At 38.6% G+C, this 18,277-nt stretch carries 22 protein-coding genes; all 22 read left to right on the forward strand.

The features are described 5' to 3' along the window. Window positions 1–349: 349 nt before the first annotated feature. The 22 genes from PG766_RS04370 to PG766_RS04475 all read left to right on the forward strand — a co-directional run bounded on the left by PG766_RS04370 (window position 350) and on the right by PG766_RS04475 (window position 18,247). Window positions 350–1,039, forward strand: coding sequence for a hypothetical protein (locus PG766_RS04370; RefSeq protein ID WP_270590471.1), 690 nt, complete (start codon window positions 350–352; stop codon window positions 1,037–1,039). After that, window positions 1,026–1,358 carry a hypothetical protein gene (locus PG766_RS04375; RefSeq protein WP_270590473.1) on the forward strand — a complete coding sequence of 111 codons (333 nt, stop codon included), beginning with the start codon at window positions 1,026–1,028 and terminating at the stop codon, window positions 1,356–1,358. Before PG766_RS04370 ends, PG766_RS04375 begins: the two co-directional genes overlap by 14 nt. Beyond that, a complete protein-coding gene (locus PG766_RS04380) occupies window positions 1,351–1,527 on the forward strand; it encodes a hypothetical protein (protein ID WP_182438747.1) in 177 nt (58 codons plus the stop codon). Before PG766_RS04375 ends, PG766_RS04380 begins: the two co-directional genes overlap by 8 nt. Before the next feature lie 2 nt (window positions 1,528–1,529). After that, a complete protein-coding gene (locus PG766_RS04385) occupies window positions 1,530–2,819 on the forward strand; it encodes a hypothetical protein (RefSeq protein WP_270590476.1) in 1,290 nt (429 codons plus the stop codon). Beyond that, a complete protein-coding gene (locus PG766_RS04390; RefSeq protein ID WP_181984595.1) occupies window positions 2,816–2,962 on the forward strand; it encodes a hypothetical protein in 147 nt (48 codons plus the stop codon). The genes PG766_RS04385 and PG766_RS04390 overlap by 4 nt, the downstream gene beginning before the upstream one ends. A 23-nt stretch (window positions 2,963–2,985) precedes the next feature. Then, window positions 2,986–3,450 carry a DUF669 domain-containing protein gene (locus tag PG766_RS04395; RefSeq protein WP_158431879.1) on the forward strand — a complete coding sequence of 155 codons (465 nt, stop codon included), beginning with the start codon at window positions 2,986–2,988 and terminating at the stop codon, window positions 3,448–3,450. 107 nt (window positions 3,451–3,557) lie between these two features. Continuing rightward, window positions 3,558–5,465, forward strand: a complete 1,908-nt coding sequence (locus PG766_RS04400) for a hypothetical protein (RefSeq protein ID WP_270590477.1) — start codon at window positions 3,558–3,560, stop codon at window positions 5,463–5,465. An 18-nt stretch (window positions 5,466–5,483) separates the two neighbouring features. Beyond that, window positions 5,484–5,942 carry a hypothetical protein gene (locus PG766_RS04405; RefSeq protein ID WP_270590478.1) on the forward strand — a complete coding sequence of 153 codons (459 nt, stop codon included), beginning with the start codon at window positions 5,484–5,486 and terminating at the stop codon, window positions 5,940–5,942. Between the two features lie 6 nt (window positions 5,943–5,948). Next, window positions 5,949–7,847 carry a phage/plasmid primase, P4 family gene (locus PG766_RS04410; RefSeq protein WP_118427102.1) on the forward strand — a complete coding sequence of 633 codons (1,899 nt, stop codon included), beginning with the start codon at window positions 5,949–5,951 and terminating at the stop codon, window positions 7,845–7,847. A gap of 4 nt (window positions 7,848–7,851) precedes the next feature. Beyond that, on the forward strand, window positions 7,852–8,076 hold the full coding sequence (locus PG766_RS04415) for a hypothetical protein (protein WP_270590479.1): 225 nt from the start codon (window positions 7,852–7,854) through the stop codon (window positions 8,074–8,076). Further along, window positions 8,054–9,058: a DNA cytosine methyltransferase gene (locus tag PG766_RS04420; RefSeq protein ID WP_270590480.1), complete on the forward strand. Its 1,005-nt coding sequence runs from the start codon at window positions 8,054–8,056 to the stop codon at window positions 9,056–9,058. The genes PG766_RS04415 and PG766_RS04420 overlap by 23 nt, the downstream gene beginning before the upstream one ends. After that, complete coding sequence (locus PG766_RS04425) at window positions 9,045–9,245, forward strand: hypothetical protein (protein WP_118427108.1); 201 nt, start codon at window positions 9,045–9,047, stop codon at window positions 9,243–9,245. Before PG766_RS04420 ends, PG766_RS04425 begins: the two co-directional genes overlap by 14 nt. 309 nt (window positions 9,246–9,554) lie before the next feature. Beyond that, window positions 9,555–10,004, forward strand: coding sequence for a hypothetical protein (locus tag PG766_RS04430; RefSeq protein WP_118177848.1), 450 nt, complete (start codon window positions 9,555–9,557; stop codon window positions 10,002–10,004). A gap of 202 nt (window positions 10,005–10,206) precedes the next feature. Next, entirely contained in the window at window positions 10,207–10,713 is a 507-nt protein-coding gene (locus PG766_RS04435) for a terminase small subunit (protein WP_270590481.1), read from the forward strand. After that, window positions 10,703–12,043: a PBSX family phage terminase large subunit gene (locus PG766_RS04440; RefSeq protein ID WP_330674465.1), complete on the forward strand. Its 1,341-nt coding sequence runs from the start codon at window positions 10,703–10,705 to the stop codon at window positions 12,041–12,043. Before PG766_RS04435 ends, PG766_RS04440 begins: the two co-directional genes overlap by 11 nt. A 16-nt stretch (window positions 12,044–12,059) precedes the next feature. Further along, complete coding sequence (locus tag PG766_RS04445) at window positions 12,060–12,389, forward strand: hypothetical protein (RefSeq protein WP_270590482.1); 330 nt, start codon at window positions 12,060–12,062, stop codon at window positions 12,387–12,389. Then, window positions 12,368–13,870, forward strand: a complete 1,503-nt coding sequence (locus tag PG766_RS04450; RefSeq protein WP_270590483.1) for a phage portal protein — start codon at window positions 12,368–12,370, stop codon at window positions 13,868–13,870. The genes PG766_RS04445 and PG766_RS04450 overlap by 22 nt, the downstream gene beginning before the upstream one ends. After that, a complete protein-coding gene (locus PG766_RS04455; RefSeq protein ID WP_270590484.1) occupies window positions 13,830–15,467 on the forward strand; it encodes a phage minor head protein in 1,638 nt (545 codons plus the stop codon). The genes PG766_RS04450 and PG766_RS04455 overlap by 41 nt, the downstream gene beginning before the upstream one ends. Beyond that, complete coding sequence (locus PG766_RS04460) at window positions 15,451–15,666, forward strand: DUF7675 family protein (protein ID WP_270590486.1); 216 nt, start codon at window positions 15,451–15,453, stop codon at window positions 15,664–15,666. The genes PG766_RS04455 and PG766_RS04460 overlap by 17 nt, the downstream gene beginning before the upstream one ends. A gap of 324 nt (window positions 15,667–15,990) precedes the next feature. Further along, window positions 15,991–16,662: a phage scaffolding protein gene (locus PG766_RS04465; protein ID WP_195366596.1), complete on the forward strand. Its 672-nt coding sequence runs from the start codon at window positions 15,991–15,993 to the stop codon at window positions 16,660–16,662. 23 nt (window positions 16,663–16,685) lie between these two features. After that, entirely contained in the window at window positions 16,686–17,708 is a 1,023-nt protein-coding gene (locus tag PG766_RS04470) for a hypothetical protein (RefSeq protein ID WP_158431868.1), read from the forward strand. A 14-nt stretch (window positions 17,709–17,722) separates the two neighbouring features. Continuing rightward, the gene (locus PG766_RS04475) at window positions 17,723–18,247 is read left to right on the forward strand and encodes a hypothetical protein (protein WP_270590489.1); all 525 of its coding nucleotides are present in this window, start codon (window positions 17,723–17,725) and stop codon (window positions 18,245–18,247) included. Window positions 18,248–18,277 lie beyond the last annotated feature (30 nt).

Here is an 18,277-nt window from a genome sequence, read left to right on the forward strand (position 1 = left end):
TTGAAAACAGGGTTAAAAAATACCTTGAGGAATATGGTTGTTGGTGGCTCAAATACTGGGGTGGTGCAGCTTACACAAAAAGCGGTATTCCTGATTTACTGGTAAGTTCAGACGGTTGTTTTCTTGGTATTGAAGTCAAGGCAGACAACGGTGAACCGTCACTGATACAGCTTTATCACTTAAGGAAAATAAGAGAATCCGGTGGATATGGTATTTTACTATTTCCAAAGGACTTTGAAGAGTTCAGAGCATTCAATGAACACAAAACAAAATCTAACGCTTGGTATCTTTCCAATATTGAAGAACAGAAGCGGTGGAAAATAAAGTTAGAAGAAAAGGAGATTTAACAATGACAAGAGAAAAACAGATTGAGTATTTCAAAGGTTGTCTGATGGCAACAGGTCGTGAGGGTATAGAAGATTTACTTGACTTCATCGAAGAACTTGGTTTTTATGATGCCCCGGCATCCGGTGGAAACCATTGCTGTAAAGATGGTGGACTGTTAGAGCATACAGTGAACGTCATGCAGTACGCTGAAAAGATTGGTCTTACACTGCTTGGAAGTGAAGCATATAACAAGATTCACAGCAGCGTGATTATTGCATCAGCTTTACACGATCTTGGCAAGTGCGGACGTTATGGAAGCCCATATTATGTTGCAAACATGGTACAGGATGGCAGACCAACAAAGAAAAACCCTGAACAGAAGTATAAGAGATCAGAAAGTAAACCGTACAAGATCAGTTCTGATTTGTGCCATATTGACCACCCTTTAAGATCGGTTGAACTGGCAGCACGTTATATTGATCTGACAGAGGAAGAAGAACACGCTATTTTCTATCATGATGGTGCTTATGGTAGTCTTGCGTATGATCTGAAAGGTCATGAAGAACCATTGCAGGTGATCATTCATTTTGCAGATTTTTGGTCAGCACAGTTTCTTGAGGTAGGAAAACTTGACAGATTCAATGATCAGGTGAAGTCGGAAGAAACAACCGATGAAGTAAAAGAGGAAGGTGAAAATAATGAAGAAGAATAAAAACAGTTATGAAGTTCTTGAAGCAGAAGTTGCAAAGCTGAAAGAAGAAAATAGACATTTGAAAGACGAGCGTGATGAACTGAAATATATGCTGAATGATATGCATAGTGTTGTTGATGCTGCAAATGATGACTTTTTCAATGAAATGTCAAGATTATGCGGTTGTATTGAAATCGAAGGTACAAGAATCACAGCAGCATATCAGGATTTAGTAGGAATCCTGTTGGCAAATGGTTATACAGTAGAGGTTACACCACTGCATAATAATACAAGATTACAGGTTGTTATCAAAGAAAGTGAGGATGAAATCAATGAGTAGTGCAAAGAAACACAAACAGAGAAGTCACAGAAGTTACAGAAACAATGTTGCAACCGCTGAACATTTTCAGAACAGACAGATTTTGAAAGTATCACAGCAGAAAGCAATGAAAGAGAAAAGCAATCTTTTCACTAAGTTAATGGGCTTATTCAAGAAAGGAGATAAATAAACATGGCACAGAAAGTTTTAATTATGGGTGAATCCGGTACAGGTAAAAGTACAAGCCTTAGAAATTGTGACCCGGCAACAACAGCGGTTATCAATCCAGTAGGTAAACCGTTACCGTTCAAGAATCACTTTGAAATGCTGAACAATGAAACAGATGCAAGAAAAATTGTGAAGTACATGAAAGAACAGTGTACAGCAGGTAAGAAGCTGTTGGTGGTTGATGACTTCCAGTACATTCTTGCAGTACCGTACATGAACCGTATCAAAGAAACTGGGTGGGACAAGTACAATGATTTTGGTGCGAACTACTTTGAAATCATTGACTGTTGCAAAGACTTACCTGATGATGTTGTAGTCGTTTATATGACCCATTTGGAAACTTTAGATAACGGTCTTACAACTGTTAAGCTGATTGGTAAACTGTTGCGTGAGAAGATCACTATTGAAGGACTGTTTACCGTTGTACTTAGAACTGGTGTGAATGAAGCCAAATATTACTTTTACACACAGAACAGCGGAAAAGATACCGTAAAATCACCGCTTGGAATGTTCACTGCATATGCTATTGACAATGATCTGAATTATGTTGTTGACAAGATCAGAAATTATTATGAACTTGGTGATTACAAGTCAGATGATGAAATGAATGCTGCTGATCAGGCGGTTGCATCTGATCTTGAAAAACCTGACAGCAAAGGCAGAAGAACAAGAGGTAAAAAAGCTGAATCTGCAACACCAACAGATGCACCGGAAGAAAAGACTGGAAGAACACGCAAGAGTAGGGCAGAAGTTCAGGCAGAAAATGAACAGAAGATTGCTGATCACATGGATAAAGTTGACAAGGCTATTGATCAGGCTTTTCCGGGACAGGAAGAAGTACCATTTGATGAAGCAATGGATGTTGCCGATAAAGTACCGAAACCGGATTTACAGAAACCACCAAGAAGAACACGTAAGGAAAGAAATGCTGAAAAGTCTGAACCTGTTCAGGACGGTACAACGAACACTGATTCTGAATCTGTCACACTGAAAGCAGATGCATATTTCTATGTTCCGGCTGATGATAACTATGTGATGAAGCATAAGGGTGATACGGTTGACCTGATCGTTGATGGTGTTGAGGTTATGAAGGTAATCACAAGAGAAGAATTTAATGCAGGAATCAAAAGACTTGCACAGGAAAACAACCATGTACCTGCTGACGCACAGACCCCGGCTGAACCTTTAGACGGTGCTATGAACCCACCTGAACAGCACATCAGAGGTCAAAGACGAAGAAGAACAAGATCATGATTGCATTAAATATTTTTCTTGCAGTCATGGCAGCATTCTTTGGATTCGGTTCAGTGGGTGACAGGATTCAGAAAAATAGGGATAATTATACAAGGGTTTGTATTGCTTGTATCATAGCAATTATAATCATAAATTTATTTTAAGAAAGGTTAAATGGTGAAAAATTATGGCAGTAGATTTTAGTGCATTCGATGAACAGGTTGATCTTAACGCATTACAGAAAGAGGTTCAGGAAGCAGACGATTCACAGTTTGAAGATGTACCGGATGGGGATTATGATGTAAGTTTTGATAAAATGGAGATCAAGCCAACAAAGAAAGGTGACAAGCTGATGTTTTCCGTACAGTGTAGCATCTTGGAAGGTAATCAGAAGGGTAGAAAGATTTTCTTCAACCGTACTATTTCCGGCAACACTTCACAGAAGTGGACTAATGGCATGGCAATCAAATCTGTTTGCACATGGCTTGATAAACTTGAAACAGATACAGTACCGGAATTTATCAACTACAGTGATTTTGCTGATTGCGTACTTGATATTTTTCAGGAAGTACAGGGTAAAGTTGGTGCAGCAGTTACCTATAAGGCTGATGACTTCAATCCAATTACTATCAATGAAGCATTCGATATGTAAAAATTTTTAATTTAAAAGTAGATAAAATATCTACTTTGCAGTAAGATAACACTTAAGGCGGTGTGTAAAACGCACACCGCTTTTTCAAAAAGTGGGTGATTTAGTAAATGATATTCTACGATTTTGAGGTTTTTGAAAAGGATTGGCTTGCTGTATTCATTGATGTGACGAATAAAAAAGAACACGTGATAATCAATAGCCCTGATAAACTAAAAGCCTTATATGAAGCAAATAGAAAAGATATATGGGTAGGATTTAATAACCGTCACTACGATCAGTACATCATGAAAGGTATTCTGCTTGGTATGAATCCTAAAAAAATCAATGATTGGATTATCGTTGATAATAAAGAAGGTTGGCAATATTCAAGAGCATTCAATAAATTACCCATGATCAATTATGATGTAATGCCAAGCAATGATGAAACCATGAAAACAGTCGGATTGAAAACAATGGAAGGTTTTCTTGGTTCAAACATCAAGGAAACTGATGTTGATTTCCGTATCAAAAGGAAACTGACACCGGAAGAAATAGAACAGACGGTTAAATACTGTAGGCATGACGTAGAACAGACTATCAAGGTATTTCTTGAAAAAGTCAGTGAGTTCAATGCAGTTCATGGAATTATACAGGCATTCCCAAAAGAAACGTCACTGTATGACATTGGTGACAGTGAAGCCCGGATAACAGCAAAGGTTCTTGGGTGTTCAAAAACTCATTTTGGTGATGAATTTGATTTCTTTTTTCTTCCATGCCTGAAACTGAAAAAATACAAATACGTTCAGGAATGGTTTGCAGAGAAAAGAAAAGAAGCCCTCGAAATGGGGTTGCAAGATTTTGACAAAAAAGATAAAAAGACTTGGTACAAGTCACAGAACTTTGAGACGATTGTTGCAGGAATACCGCACACATTTGGATTTGGCGGTCTGCATGGTGCATCTGATAAGCCGATACATCGGAAAGGTCAGATTCTTCATGTAGACGTAAATAATTACTATCCGTCAATGCTGATTGCATGGGGACTTGTAACAAGGGCAGCAACCAATAACAACTTCAAACTGGTGTATGACACAAGAAAAGCTATGAAAAAGAAACAGGTTGCAGCAGCTAAAGCCGGAAGAAAGGCAGAAGCAAAGCAATGGAAAAAAGCACAGTTGCCATATAAAAAGATGCTGAATGCACTCTCAGGGGCAATGAAAGATGAAACAAATGCTGCATACGATCCACGTAATAACAACTGTATGTGTATCAACGGTCAGTTGATGTTGCTTGATCTGATTGAGCATTTGGAAGCTGTGCCGGGACTTGAACTGATTCAGTCAAACACTGATGGTCTGATCATTTGGATTCCTGACACTGATGAAGCCTTTGAAATGGTTGATGATATTTGTTGGGAGTGGGAACAGCGTTGTTCAACTGAACAATGTTCAATATTACTTGAACTTGACAATATATCAGAAATCTATCAGAAGGACGTAAACAATTACCTTTGGATTGGTACTGACGGCGGTGTTGAAAGAATTGGTGCTTACGTCAAAGAACTTTCTGCTATTGATAATGACTTACCAATACTGAATAAAGCGTTGGTTGACTACATGGTGAAAAAGATACCTGTTGAACAGACAATCAATCAGTGTGATGACTTGATTATGTTCCAAAAAATAGTGAAGCTGTCAAACAATTATAACTGGGTTGAGCATGAACATGGAACTGGTCAGATCATTAAGACAACAAAACACCGGGACGGTACACGAACAGAAGTGTGGTCATATCCTACCACACAAAAATATACTTATAAATCTTATCGTGTGTTTGCTTCCAATCGTGTTACAGACGGTAGGTTGTTAAGACGTAAGGTTGTAAAACCAAAGGGTGAAAAATTTGGAAACACACCTGATCACAGTTTCATTTATAACGATTCTGTAATTGGGGTTAAAGTACCACCGGAATTAGATAAGCAGTGGTACATAGATTTAGCAAGAAAAAGATTGAAACAATTTGGTATTGCAGCATAATACCGGAAAGGTGGGAACATGACAGACATTACAATCAAATATGATCATGGTCAGATGCTTATTCATCTTGAAGAATTTCTTTCATGTAGAAGTATCTCAAAGGTTCGTAAGCTGATTAAGTTAATCAATCGAAGTGATAACCCTGACATTGTGAATCAGATCAAAGATCACATTCAGTACAGAATGGAAGGGTTGGACAATATTACAATGATTACCGAAAACAGGATTGACCGGAATAAGGCAGAAGTGAAAGATGCTGAAATGAACGTGCAGCACTGGTTATATTTGCGGTCACAGCATAAGAAAGGTAGTAACGGTTACAAGCATTACATGACAAATGTGAAAGAAAGCCGGGACACATTGAAAGAGAAAAAAGGCAGATTTGAGATCAGCCGAAAAGGAATATTAAGGACAGCATCAGGGACAAAGAATTTTTCAGTAAATTGCTGTCAGAAGTATTTAGTTAAAGGATGGTGAAACAGGATGTTGTACAAAGGGTACATAAAGACAAAAGGCAAGAAAGCAATCGAAGCATTCAAAGACCGGACAAAATACCGCACTTATGACGAAGTGAAGAATCTTGAAGGGTTCGGTGGTGTTCTTGCTGATGATACCATCCTGATAGATATTGACGATGCTGAACAGTCTGAAATTTTAATGAACATTGTGGAAGAATATCAGCTTGATTGCCGGGTGTATTGTACAAGCCGGGGCAGACATTTTTTATTTAAGAATCATAGTATTACAAGGAACAGGACACATGTACCGCTTGCGGTTGGTCTGACAGCAGATATAAAACTTGGTACACGTTCATCATATGAAGTAATCAAGATTGACGGTGAAGAACGCTTTATTGAGTGGGACATTGAAGAAGGTGGAACATATCAGGAAGTTCCAAAATGGTTGTTCCCGGTTCGTACAGCGGTTGACTTTCTTGATATGGATGCAGGTGACGGACGCAATCAGGCATTATTCAATTATATCCTGACACTTACATCAAATGATTTTAGTGTTGATGATACAAGAGAATGTATCAGGATTCTGAACAGATTTGTTCTGAAAGAGCCGTTATCTGATGATGAACTGGAAGTGATTCTTAGGGATGAAGCATTTCAAAAACCTGTATTCTTTTGTGATAAGACATTCCTGTTTGACCGTTTTGCAACATGGCTTAAGAACAATGAAAATGTAGTCAGTATAAGTAATCAGTTACATATCTATCAAGATGGGATTTATCAGGTTGGGTACAAGGCTATTGAAACAGCTATGATCAATCAGATACCTAACCTGAAAAAGACACAGCGAAGAGAAGTATTAGAGTATATGGAACTTATAGCTGATGAAAAAGCACAGGCAGATGCACGTTATATAGCATTCAGGAACGGTGTGTTGGATATTGTGACCGGACAGATGCAACCATTCAGCCCTGATTTGGTTATTACCAATCAAATACCTTGGGACTATAACCCGGAAGCCTACAGTGAACTTGCTGATGATACACTGAACAAATTAGCTTGCGGTGATCAACCGATCAGGGCATTACTGGAAGAATGCATTGGCTATTGCTTTTACCGCAGGAATGAACTTGGTAAGGCATTCATCCTGACAGGTGACAAGTCCAATGGTAAGAGTACATTCCTTGATTGTGTCAAAGCAATTCTTGGTGATGGGAATATATCAGCACTTGACCTTAAGGAATTAGGGGACAGGTTCAGCACATCAATGATGTTCGGAAAACTGGCAAATATCGGTGATGATATTGGTGATGACTTCCTGCAAGGTTCACAGGTAGCAACATTCAAGAAAGTAGTTACAGGTAACAGAATTAAAGCAGAAAGAAAAGGGCAAGACCCTTTTGAGTTTAACCCTTATGTGAAGCTGCTGTTTTCAGCAAATGATATACCAAGAATGAAAGATAAGACAGGGGCAGTTCTTAGACGTTTGGTGATTATTCCATTCAACGCAAGATTTACAAAGTATTTACCAAGTGGTGAGATTGACCCGGATTATAACCCTTATATCAAGTATCAGTTGGTTGAACAAAGTTCAGTTGAATATCTGATCAGGGTAGGTGTAGAAGGACTGAAAAGAATCATTGAAAACAATGAGTTCACCAAGTCTGAAAAAGTGGCTGAACAGATTGATGAATATGAAAATGAAAATAACCCAATCAAGGCATTTATTGATGAATGCGGTGTTGAAATGATTGAGGATGAACCAACAGGTGACGTATACAGCAGGTATCAGGTGTTTTGTGCTGATTGTGGTATGCAACCAATGTCAAACATCGTGTTCAGTAAGCAGATCAATAAGCGGTTGGGGTTTGAAACAGTAGTAACTAAGGTAGGTGGTAAATCTATCAGGATATTTAGAAAGGTGTGACAGTATGGAAAAGTTAGTATTAACAGGTACAGTTTGTTTTTGCGTTGGTCTTACGGTTGGGTTAATCCTTGGTGCTGTAGTGATGGCATTAGCTGCAACAGCTAAGAAGTATAAACCAACGACAAAAGAAATTGATGATTGTTGGGGGTGTTTTGGTGCTGCAAATGGTGATTGTGATCACTGCCCGGTAAAGGATGGTGATGAAGATGAAAAAGATACAAATTATTGAATTATTCGGTGGAATCGGTTCACCAAGGGTTGCGTTAAGAAATATGGGTATACCTGTAAAGGCAATAGATTATGTTGAAATAGATGAAAAAGCGGTCAGATCGTACAATGCAATGTTTGCTGATGAACTGTCATATGAAACACAGTCAGTTGTTAATTGGAATTTAAAACCTGACATTTTAATTCATGGTTCACCCTGTCAAGATTTTAGTATTGCCGGACATCAAGGGAAGGCAACAGCAGCCGATGGAAGAATTAACAAGGGTAAAGGTGCTGATGAAGGTTCAGGAACAAGATCATCATTGATGTGGGAAACAGTACACATTATCGAACAGATGGGAGAATGGAAACCGACTGTTGTTGTGTGGGAAAATGTAAAGAATGTTTTATCAAAACACATGATTCATAATTTCAACCGATACCTGTCGTATATGGAAAAGCTTGGATATTCCAATAACTACAAAGTCTTAGATGCACGTGATTATGGTATACCGCAAGCAAGACAAAGATGTTTTACTGTTTCTGTTTTAGGTGATCACCCTTTTGATTTTGAGTTGATGCAGAAAAGACCAATGCGTGATATTTCAAATTTTCTTGAATCAGGAAATGTATCTGATTGTTACATGGTGACACAACCAAGTGTATACAATTCGATAGGCAAAAAAGGAATCAGAAGGGCAAAGGTTATTGAAGATTATGCAAATACAATAACTACAAGACAGGACAGAACCCCGGCACAGGTCATTGATTTAGGGGATGGAAAATATAGGTATTTAACAGAATTGGAATGTTGGCGGTTGATGGGGTATTCTGACGAAGATTATTATGCAGCAGAGTCAACCTGCAAAGTTGAACCGGGAAAAATGAACAGAACACTGTACCACCAATCAGGAAATTCAATAGTAGTGCCTATTTTTGAAGAAATGTTTAGAGTGATCATAAGTGATATTTTGGAAAGGAAAGATGTAAATGTACAAAAATAGTGAAGGATATGTTGACCCAACAGCAGGTGCAGCAATGGCAACAGTTAAAAGGGAAGAAAATGCAGAACTGAATGACCGTAACCACAGACTGATTCAGGTGATCAGGAACATTGTTGACATTGCCGGATTTGAAATTGTTGGAAGGGTGACATTGAAACATAAAAAATCAGGTAAGGTGTTTCATTAGTTCGATACACCAATCAGTGCTGTTGTGGTAGTGGTTACACTAAAGTTACAGTTGGTTACGGTTAAGGGTTACGGTTGAAACCCTTGTAAATACTGGCGGTTACGGTTGTCTACGGTTAAAAGTACATTCTTCAATAATTAGTATTTTATGATAGTATAGAACTTAGTAAAAATAAGAATATATAAAGAATAGAGTTTTAACCGTAACCGTAGAAACCGTAACTTCCTTGATTTATAAGGGTTTGAAGCACTTTTTAGGCTATTTTTAACCGTAACCGAAGTGTAACCAACCGTAGAAAGTGAGGTAAAAATGAGTGATCAGAAGAAATTAAGTGCAAGGGAATATCTGAAACAGCTTGAAGTGTTAGATATGCAGATAAATGATGATATTGCCACGCTGTCAGATATGAAAATGAATGTATGCAGTGCAGGCGGTATTGATTACAGCCGGGATAAAGTGCAGACTTCACCTGTAGGTGATAAGTTATGTAAGGATGTAGTAAGGTATACCATGTTTGACCAACACATCAATGAAGAAATAGATCAGTTTGTTGATGCAAAGAAGCAGATCATTAAGGAAATCAGGGGATTGCGTGACAAGAATATGATTCAGATTCTTACAAAAGTGTATGTGCAGTTTAAAACAGTAAAGGTTGCTTCACAGGAAATGAAAAAATCTTATTCATATACCGTAGAACTGCATAATAAGGCACTTTCAGCGTTTGAAGATACCTATAAAAACCTTACATATCTGACATAAAACCAACTATTTCATATTTGACAAATACAAGCTGACCTTTTATAGTGTATGCTGTACAAAAATTTTTGCAGGTAATAATAAATTACCTGCAAATTTTTTATGCAAAATTATATTGATTATTGTCTTATGTGCTGCAAGGGTGCTAAAACCTCCTACCTTGCAGCACTTTTTGTTATAAAAATGATAGAAAGGCGGTGTTGTTATGGCAAAAAAAGGCAAATTAACTGAAAAGCAGCAACGTTTTGTTGATGAATACCTGATTGACCTGAATGCAACACAGGCAGCTATTAGGGCAGGTTATTCAGTAAAAACAGCGGATGCAATCGGATGTGAAAACTTGACAAAACCTAATATTCAACAGGCTATTGCTGAACACATGGCAGAACGGTCACGAAGAACCGGAGTGAATCAGGATAGGGTTGTATTAGAGCTTGCCAAGATTGCATTTGTCAGAATGACGGACGTTGTTGACAGTAACGGAAGAATCAAACAGGATGCATCTGATGATGATCTGTCCTGTATTGAATCAATCAAATATAAGGAATCTGATAATGAGTTTGGTGGAAGTGTTGAAAGAGAAGTCAAGATTGCTTCCAAGATGAAAGCCCTTGAACTGCTTGGTAAACATTTAGGTATGTGGAATGATAAGTTAGATGTGAATGTGACAGCCCCTATTGTTATTTCAGGAGCAGACGCACTTGAGGACTAAATACAGGCAGCCATCAAGTCAATATGTATTTGGTTATCAGAAGTTCATTCTGATGCCGGAAGATTACAAGGCTACAAAGTCCGGTAAGGTTAATGTGAAATTACCGGAAGTAGTCGGTAAGGGTTACGGTACATTTTGGCGGTGGAAAGGTAGATACCGGGCAGTCAAAGGTTCACGTGCATCTAAGAAGTCAAAGACTACAGCATTATGGTACATCACCAATATGATGAAGTACCCTGATGCGAATACCTTAGTTGTCAGAAAAACTTACAGAACACTAAAGGATTCCTGTTTTACTGAACTGAAATGGGCTATACATCGACTTGGTGTTGATGCTTTTTGGGACATAAAAGAATCACCGCTTGAAATGACGTATAAGCCAACAGGTCAAAAGATTTATTTCAGAGGACTGGATGACCCACTGAAAGTAACATCAATCACTGTTGATCAGGGTGTATTGTGTTGGATGTGGATTGAAGAAGCCTATGAGATCAGCAGTGAAGATGATTTCAATATGCTTGATGAATCTATTCGTGGTGCAATCCCGGAAGGTTCAGACCTGTTCAAGCAGATCACCGTAACATTCAACCCTTGGAATGAACACCATTGGTTGAAGAAACGGTTTTTTGATAACCCTGACGATGAAACACTTGCACTTACCACCAATTACACCTGCAATGAATGGTTAGATAAAGCCGATCTTAAGGTTTTTGAAACCATGAAGAAACAGAACCCACGCAGATATGCAGTTGCCGGACTTGGTAATTGGGGTATCGTTGACGGTCTTGTGTATGAGAATTGGCATGAAGAAGCCTTTACACTGGAACAGATCAGACAGCAATACAAGATTGATTCAGCCTTTGGTTTAGACTTTGGTTATACAAATGACCCATCTGCATTGTTTTGTGGATTCATTGACACGAAGAACAAAAAGATATTCGTGTGGGATGAAATGTATAGTGCAGGTCTTTCCAATGAGCGAATATATCAGAACATCACTGATATGGGCTATGCAAAGGAAAGAATCACAGCGGATTCAGCAGAACCAAAGTCTATTGATCAGTTAAAGGGTTATGGTCTTAGGGTCAAAGGTGCTGAAAAAGGTAAGGACAGTATCAACAGCGGTATTCAGTTTATTCAGGACTTTGAAATCATCATACACCCAAGATGTGTGAATTTCTTGACGGAGATCAGCAACTATACTTGGGACAAGGACAAGTTCGGTAATAAACTGAACCGCCCTATTGATGACTTCAATCATCTTATGGACGCAATGCGGTATGCATTAGAAAAATATATCAAGAAAGGCAGCGGTTGGTTATACAAATAGCTGTATGGTTAAAATCATGAAAATAAAGATTCACAATGATGTATGGAAGGTCAAACTGGTGGATGCAAATGCAAAAAAAATGAACCCTGACCCAAACAGCTATAATTTTGGGCTGACCGAATATAAGGAACTTCTGATTAGCATTATGGACGGACGTTCTGAATCAGTAACACGTTCAACACTGATTCATGAATTGGTTCATGCTTTTCTATTTTCATACGGTCATACGGTTGAGGGTGAAGAAGCAATGTGTGATTTTTTCGGTGTTCATGGGGATGAAATCATTGACCTTACAGATCAGATTATAGAAAGGTGGGGTGACAGGTGCTTACAGTCGAAGAAATAAAAATGTTCATTGATGAAGATGCTGCATCAGTGAAAAAGCATTTTGCAATAATAGGTGAACGCTATTTTGACGGTGATCACGACATTAAAAATTACAGAATGTTTTACTTCAATTCTGATGGTCAGCTTGTGGAAGATACAAGCCGGGCAAATGTGAGAATACCGCACCCATTTTTCAAGGAACTGACAGAACAGGGTACACAGTATACCCTTTCAGGTTCAGATGGTTTTGTATTCAGTGATGTGCCTGAACTACAGAGTGAACTTGATGCAAGATTCAATAATAACGATGATTTTATTGATGAACTGTCAGAAACACTTACAGACTGTCAGACAAAAGGTTTTGCTTATATGTACGCTATGAAAGACAGCACTGACAAGCTGAAATTCACGTGTGCTGACAGTATTGGTGTTGTAGAAGTAGAAGCACGATTTGCAGAGGACGGAAAAGACCATGTAATTTATTGGTACGTTGACCGGGTTGACAAGGAAGGTCACAGAATCAAGAAAATCATGGATTGGGATGATGAACAGGTTGTTTATTATGTTCAGACAGATGAAGGGGAAATACAGCTTGACGATAAAGCCAAGGTGAATCCAAGACCACATATACTGTATCAGGTTGATGGTGATGATAATACTTATATTGATTCACTTGGTTTCTTGCCATTCTTCCGGTTGGATAATAACAAGAAACAGATCAGCAATCTGAAATCAGTAAAAGACCTGATTGATGATTATGACCTTATGGCATCCAGTCTTTCCAACAACCTGATTGACTTTGATCATCCATTATATGCGGTCAAAGGGTTTGAAGGTGATAACCTTGATGAATTGCAGCAGAATCTTAAGACAAAAAAGATTGTCGGTGTCGGTTCAGATGGTGGTATTGAAGTACATACAGTAGATGTACCGTATGAAGCCCGGAAGGTTAAGTTGGAACTGGATGAAAAGAACATATACCGTTTTGGTATGGGTCTGAACTTGTCAGGTCTGAAAGATACATCAGCAACAACCAATATTGCAATCAAGGCAGCCTATTCACTACTTGATCTTAGATGTAAACACCTTGAAAGGAATATCAAGCGGTTCTTGCGTAAGATCGTGGCGGTGTGCATTGATGAAATCAATCAGCAGAACGGTACAGATTATCAGATCACAGATGTTTATTTTGAGTTCACCCACGAAGTAATGAGTAATGAACAGGAAAATGAACAGAATGAACTTACAGAAGCACAGAAACAACAGGTACAAATCAACACCCTGTTATCACTGGCACAGATTTTTGGTGATGATCTGACGATTCAGTATATTTGTGATGTTCTTGATATTGATTATGAGGATGTGAAGGACAAGTTGCCGGATAATGAAGCTGATAAGGTGCAGCAGGTGCAAGATGATCTTGATTCTATTATACCGGATGATGAAGGTGGTGGAATAGGTGAACAAAGCACAGAAGGAAGTGCAGCAAGCACAGCTTGATGAAGAAAAGAAAGTTATCAGACTGTTAGAAGTTGTATATGAGAGGGCAAAAAAGGACTGTGAACAGAAAATCATGGAACTGTCTGCAAGGACAGACCTTGAAAATCTGCAAAGTATAGTATACCAAAAGGAATATCAGCAAATGATGGTTGATCAGCTTGAAGCAATGCTTTATGACCTACATGAAGGTCAATTTACAACCATTGCTGATTACTTGGAACAGTCATATATCAACGGTTACGTTGGTATGTTCTATGATTTGCAAAGTACAGGTATACCGCTTGTAATACCAATTCAGCAAGATCAGGTTGTCAAAGCATTGAAAACCAACAGTAAACTGTCAAGCGGTCTGTACACCAAACTTGGTGAAGATGTTGGTTACCTTAAGCGGTCAATTCGTGCTGAACTTTCAAGAGGGATTGCAAGCGGTTCAACATGGAATGAAATGGCATTAAGAATTGTCAAGGGTATGAACAGCCCTTTTCGTAAAGCATATAACAATGCAATACGGATTGCCCGGACAGAAGGACATAGAATACAGAATGAAGCAACCCTTGACGGTCAGCATGGGGCAAAGAAAAAAGGTGCTGATATAGTCAAACAGTGGGATTCCACGCTTGACGGACGTACAAGGGATGAACACCGGGAATGTGACGGACAGATCAGGGAAATTGATGAACCGTTTGATGTTGGCGGTGAGAAAATGCAAGCACCGGGTGTTGGCGGTTCTGCAAGGAACGTTTGTAACTGTCGGTGCTGTCTGCTGCAACGTGCAAAATGGGCTTTAGACGATGATGAACTAAAGACCTTACAGGAACGTGCGGCATTTTTTGGACTGGATAAAACAAAAGATTTTGAGGACTTCAAACAGAAGTATTTGAAACTTCCTGACAATGCTGATACAATGAAGGTGGAAACACTATCTAAACCGAAAGGTTCAGATGATTCAACATATGATGCATTTTTCAAAACATTGAATGACAGATTGAAAGTACCATACAATGCTGTTGAAAATCAAAAAATAAAAATGACATCTGATGAAATCATAAAGACTTTATCAGGTGGTGACCTTACTGGCGGTTCATGTGCATCTTTAGGACTTGCGTATATAGGACAGAAACAGGGATGGAATGTTTTAGATTTTCGTGGTGGGGAAAGTCAGAGCTTCTTTTCAAACACCTATAACCTGAAATCATTATTTGAAACTAAGGGTATTAAAAAAATAACTGCCAAAGGTGCGTGTACCGCAACTGTTGGGAAAAATCTGTTGAAGCAATGTGAAGTTGGAAAAGAATATTATCTTTATGTTGGAAGGCATGCAGCAATAGTTAGGAAAACAACTGATGAAGTGTTGCAATATTTAGAACTTCAATCACCTACACAGAGTGGGTGGCATGATTTTAACGGTAATGTTCGTTATACATTGGTAAACCGTTTTGGTTGTTCAAGTAAATCAAACAAGTGGTCACAAGAGATTCATGGAATGATAGATATTGCTGATTCAGATTTCAATACTGATGACTTCAAACGGTTGTTAGGGTATATAAATACTGCTGATTCAGAGCAGAAGAAAGGACAATATGGCACAACCAAGTAAATTTTTTAAAAATAACCCTGATGATAAAATATGGTGGGTGGAAGATCATGAAAAAGTTGGTGAGTGGTTATTTAGTTTTGACAAAAAACATATTTTCAATATGTTCAGAGATTACCCACATGAACTGACTGACGAACAGAAAAAAATATTCGATGAAGAAAATCCATACTGGGCTGATTTCTTCAAAGATAGATATTAAAAAGCAAAGGTACACAATTATACACCTTTGCTTTTTTATTACCTATATGACCGTTATATAAGGTCAGAAAGGGGGATAAAAGGAACATGAAAGCGTTGCACATTCACTTGGTACTGTAGAAAGGTATGGTGATCCTGATTATCTCCCAACTATGGGTTAAATAGTATTTTTAAGGCATCCGCAAGGGTGTCTTTTCTTTTGTCCGAAAAAGGCTTATGACGTTTAAACTGCTGCTGAAATGACCCCTGCAACATGGGATATAAACTGTTGACCGTTCCCCGGTGACACCGGATATAAAAACATGACGGAGAAAGGAAGAAGAACATGGAATTTTTAAAAGCATTTTTTGGTGATAAGGCTATCACCTATGATGAACTGGTACAGGCAATCAATGCCTATAACGGTGATGAAAAGAACAAAGAGAAGCTGATCAAGATGGTCAACCTTACTGATGGTGGTTATGTGTCTAAGGACAAATACACCAACCTTGAAACTGACCTTTCCGGTAAGACTACAGAACTGACCAAGGCAAACAACCTGATTGAAGAACTGAAAAAGTCAGCCGGGAAAGACGAAGAAACACAGCAGAAAATTACTGCATATGAAACAGAGATTGCAGACCTTAAGAAAGAGAATGCAGAACTGAAAACAGAAAATGCATTGAAATTTGCGTTGGTTGCAGCAGGTGCGGTTGATGTTGATTATCTTGTATTCAAGGCAAAGGAAAAAGGTGAAATCAAACTTGGTGATGATGGAAAAATCAAGGGTGAAGATGATCTGATTTCAGGTCTTAAAACACAGCATCCTACCATGTTTGAAGCATCCAATGGTAATCAGCAGCAGAGTGGTAGCAGAAAGATTCTTGAAAACAACCTGCCGGGTGGGGATAAAGACAAGACAGTTACCAAAGAACAGTTCCTTAAGATGGGTTACAACGAAAGAATGAAACTCAAAGAGGAAAACCCGGAGTTATTCAAACAGTTAAATGTACACTAAGAAAGGTTAAAATGGTGAATTAAATGGCAAGAACAGGAAATTTTGGCGGTTTTGCTTTTGATGAAGAAGTATTTACCGGGATGATGCAGGAAGCCGACTATTGGACTACACCAATCATTGCTTCCGGTATCGTGCAGCAGGACAGTTCTATTATGGACTTAATCGGTGAGCATGGAAACGTGGCAACAATTCCAATTTATAAACCGATTGACGCAAATGAAAGCGGTATGGAAGCACTGAACAACGATGGTGAAACAAACAACACACCTGTTGAAATCAGCGGTGACAAACAGACTTGTATGCTTATTCAGAGAATGAAAGCATTTAAGGCTAAAGACTTCACAAAGGAATTAACTGGTGCTGACCCTATGACACTGATCAGAAATAAGATTGCAGGTTATTATGGTCAGGTTTGGGAAAAAGAACTGATGAACATTGCACAGGCAGTATTAGCAGTTGCAGCACTTAGTGATCATGTACTTGATCTTACTAAAGGTACTAAGACAAACATTGAAGCAGGTACAATTTACGATGCAGAACAGGCAGCACTTGGTGATATGGCAGGTGGTCTTGGTTTGATGGTTATGCATTCCATGATCTTCAAAGAGTACAAGAAAATGGAAATGGTTGACTATGATAAGTATGTTGTCAACGGTGTAATTCAGAAAGAAATTACATTGCCAACTATCGCAGGTAAACACGTACTTGTGACTGATAGATTTACAGCTACAGGGGTAGGTACAGATGCGGTTTACAGCACATATCTGTTTGGCGAAGGTGCATTTTTATCTTGCGATAAGAACAACTATGAGAATCAGTATACAACCAACTATGACCCGGAAGCATCCGCAGGTATTGACAAGTTCTATACAAAGCAGGGTAAGGTGCTGCATCCGAATGGTCTTTCTTTAGCGGTTGATCAGATTGCAAAAGAATCACCGACTTATGCAGAACTTGGTAAGTCTGCAAACTACAGCCTTAAGTTCAATACAAAGAACGTTAAGATGGGTCTTATTAAGTCCAAGGTTGGTACAGCAGTTGTCTAAGAAAGGGTGATCTGATGATATTAGCAGTTGATGATGTAATGAAATTACCTGAATTTGCTGTGCAAAATGAAAAGGTGATTGAAGAAAAATTGAACGCTGCTGAACTTATGATCAGAGCATACACTAATAACAATTTTCAGAATCGGTTTGTTCGTTTTAGTGCTGATAGTTTGGGTAATCGTTTGCTTAGAACATCAGATTTCTTAAAAGTGGGTGATACAGTTCAGATTTCACAGTCAATGGTGAATGATGGACTGTATACCATTACGGAAATTGGTGATGATTTCATCAGAGTTAATCAGGAGTTGTATAAAAGTACAAACCTGATCACTAAGGTGGAATATCCGGCTGATATTCGTGCAGGTGTGCTTGAACTGCTTAAGTGGGATATTAAGAACAGACCGAAAACCGGGGTCAAGTCTGAAACGCTGTCAAGATACAGTGCAACTTACTTTGATCAGGACGCTAACAATCAGGTTATGGGCTATCCTGTTGCCCTACTTGGATTCTTAAAGCCTTATATAAAGGCTAGATTCTGATTATATGAGCGTTGGCGGTAACATTCAAGC

Source organism: Coprococcus sp. LG101-27 (genome assembly GCF_027695515.1).
In the GTDB taxonomy this organism is placed as follows: Bacteria; Bacillota; Clostridia; order Lachnospirales; family Lachnospiraceae; genus Allocoprococcus; species Allocoprococcus comes.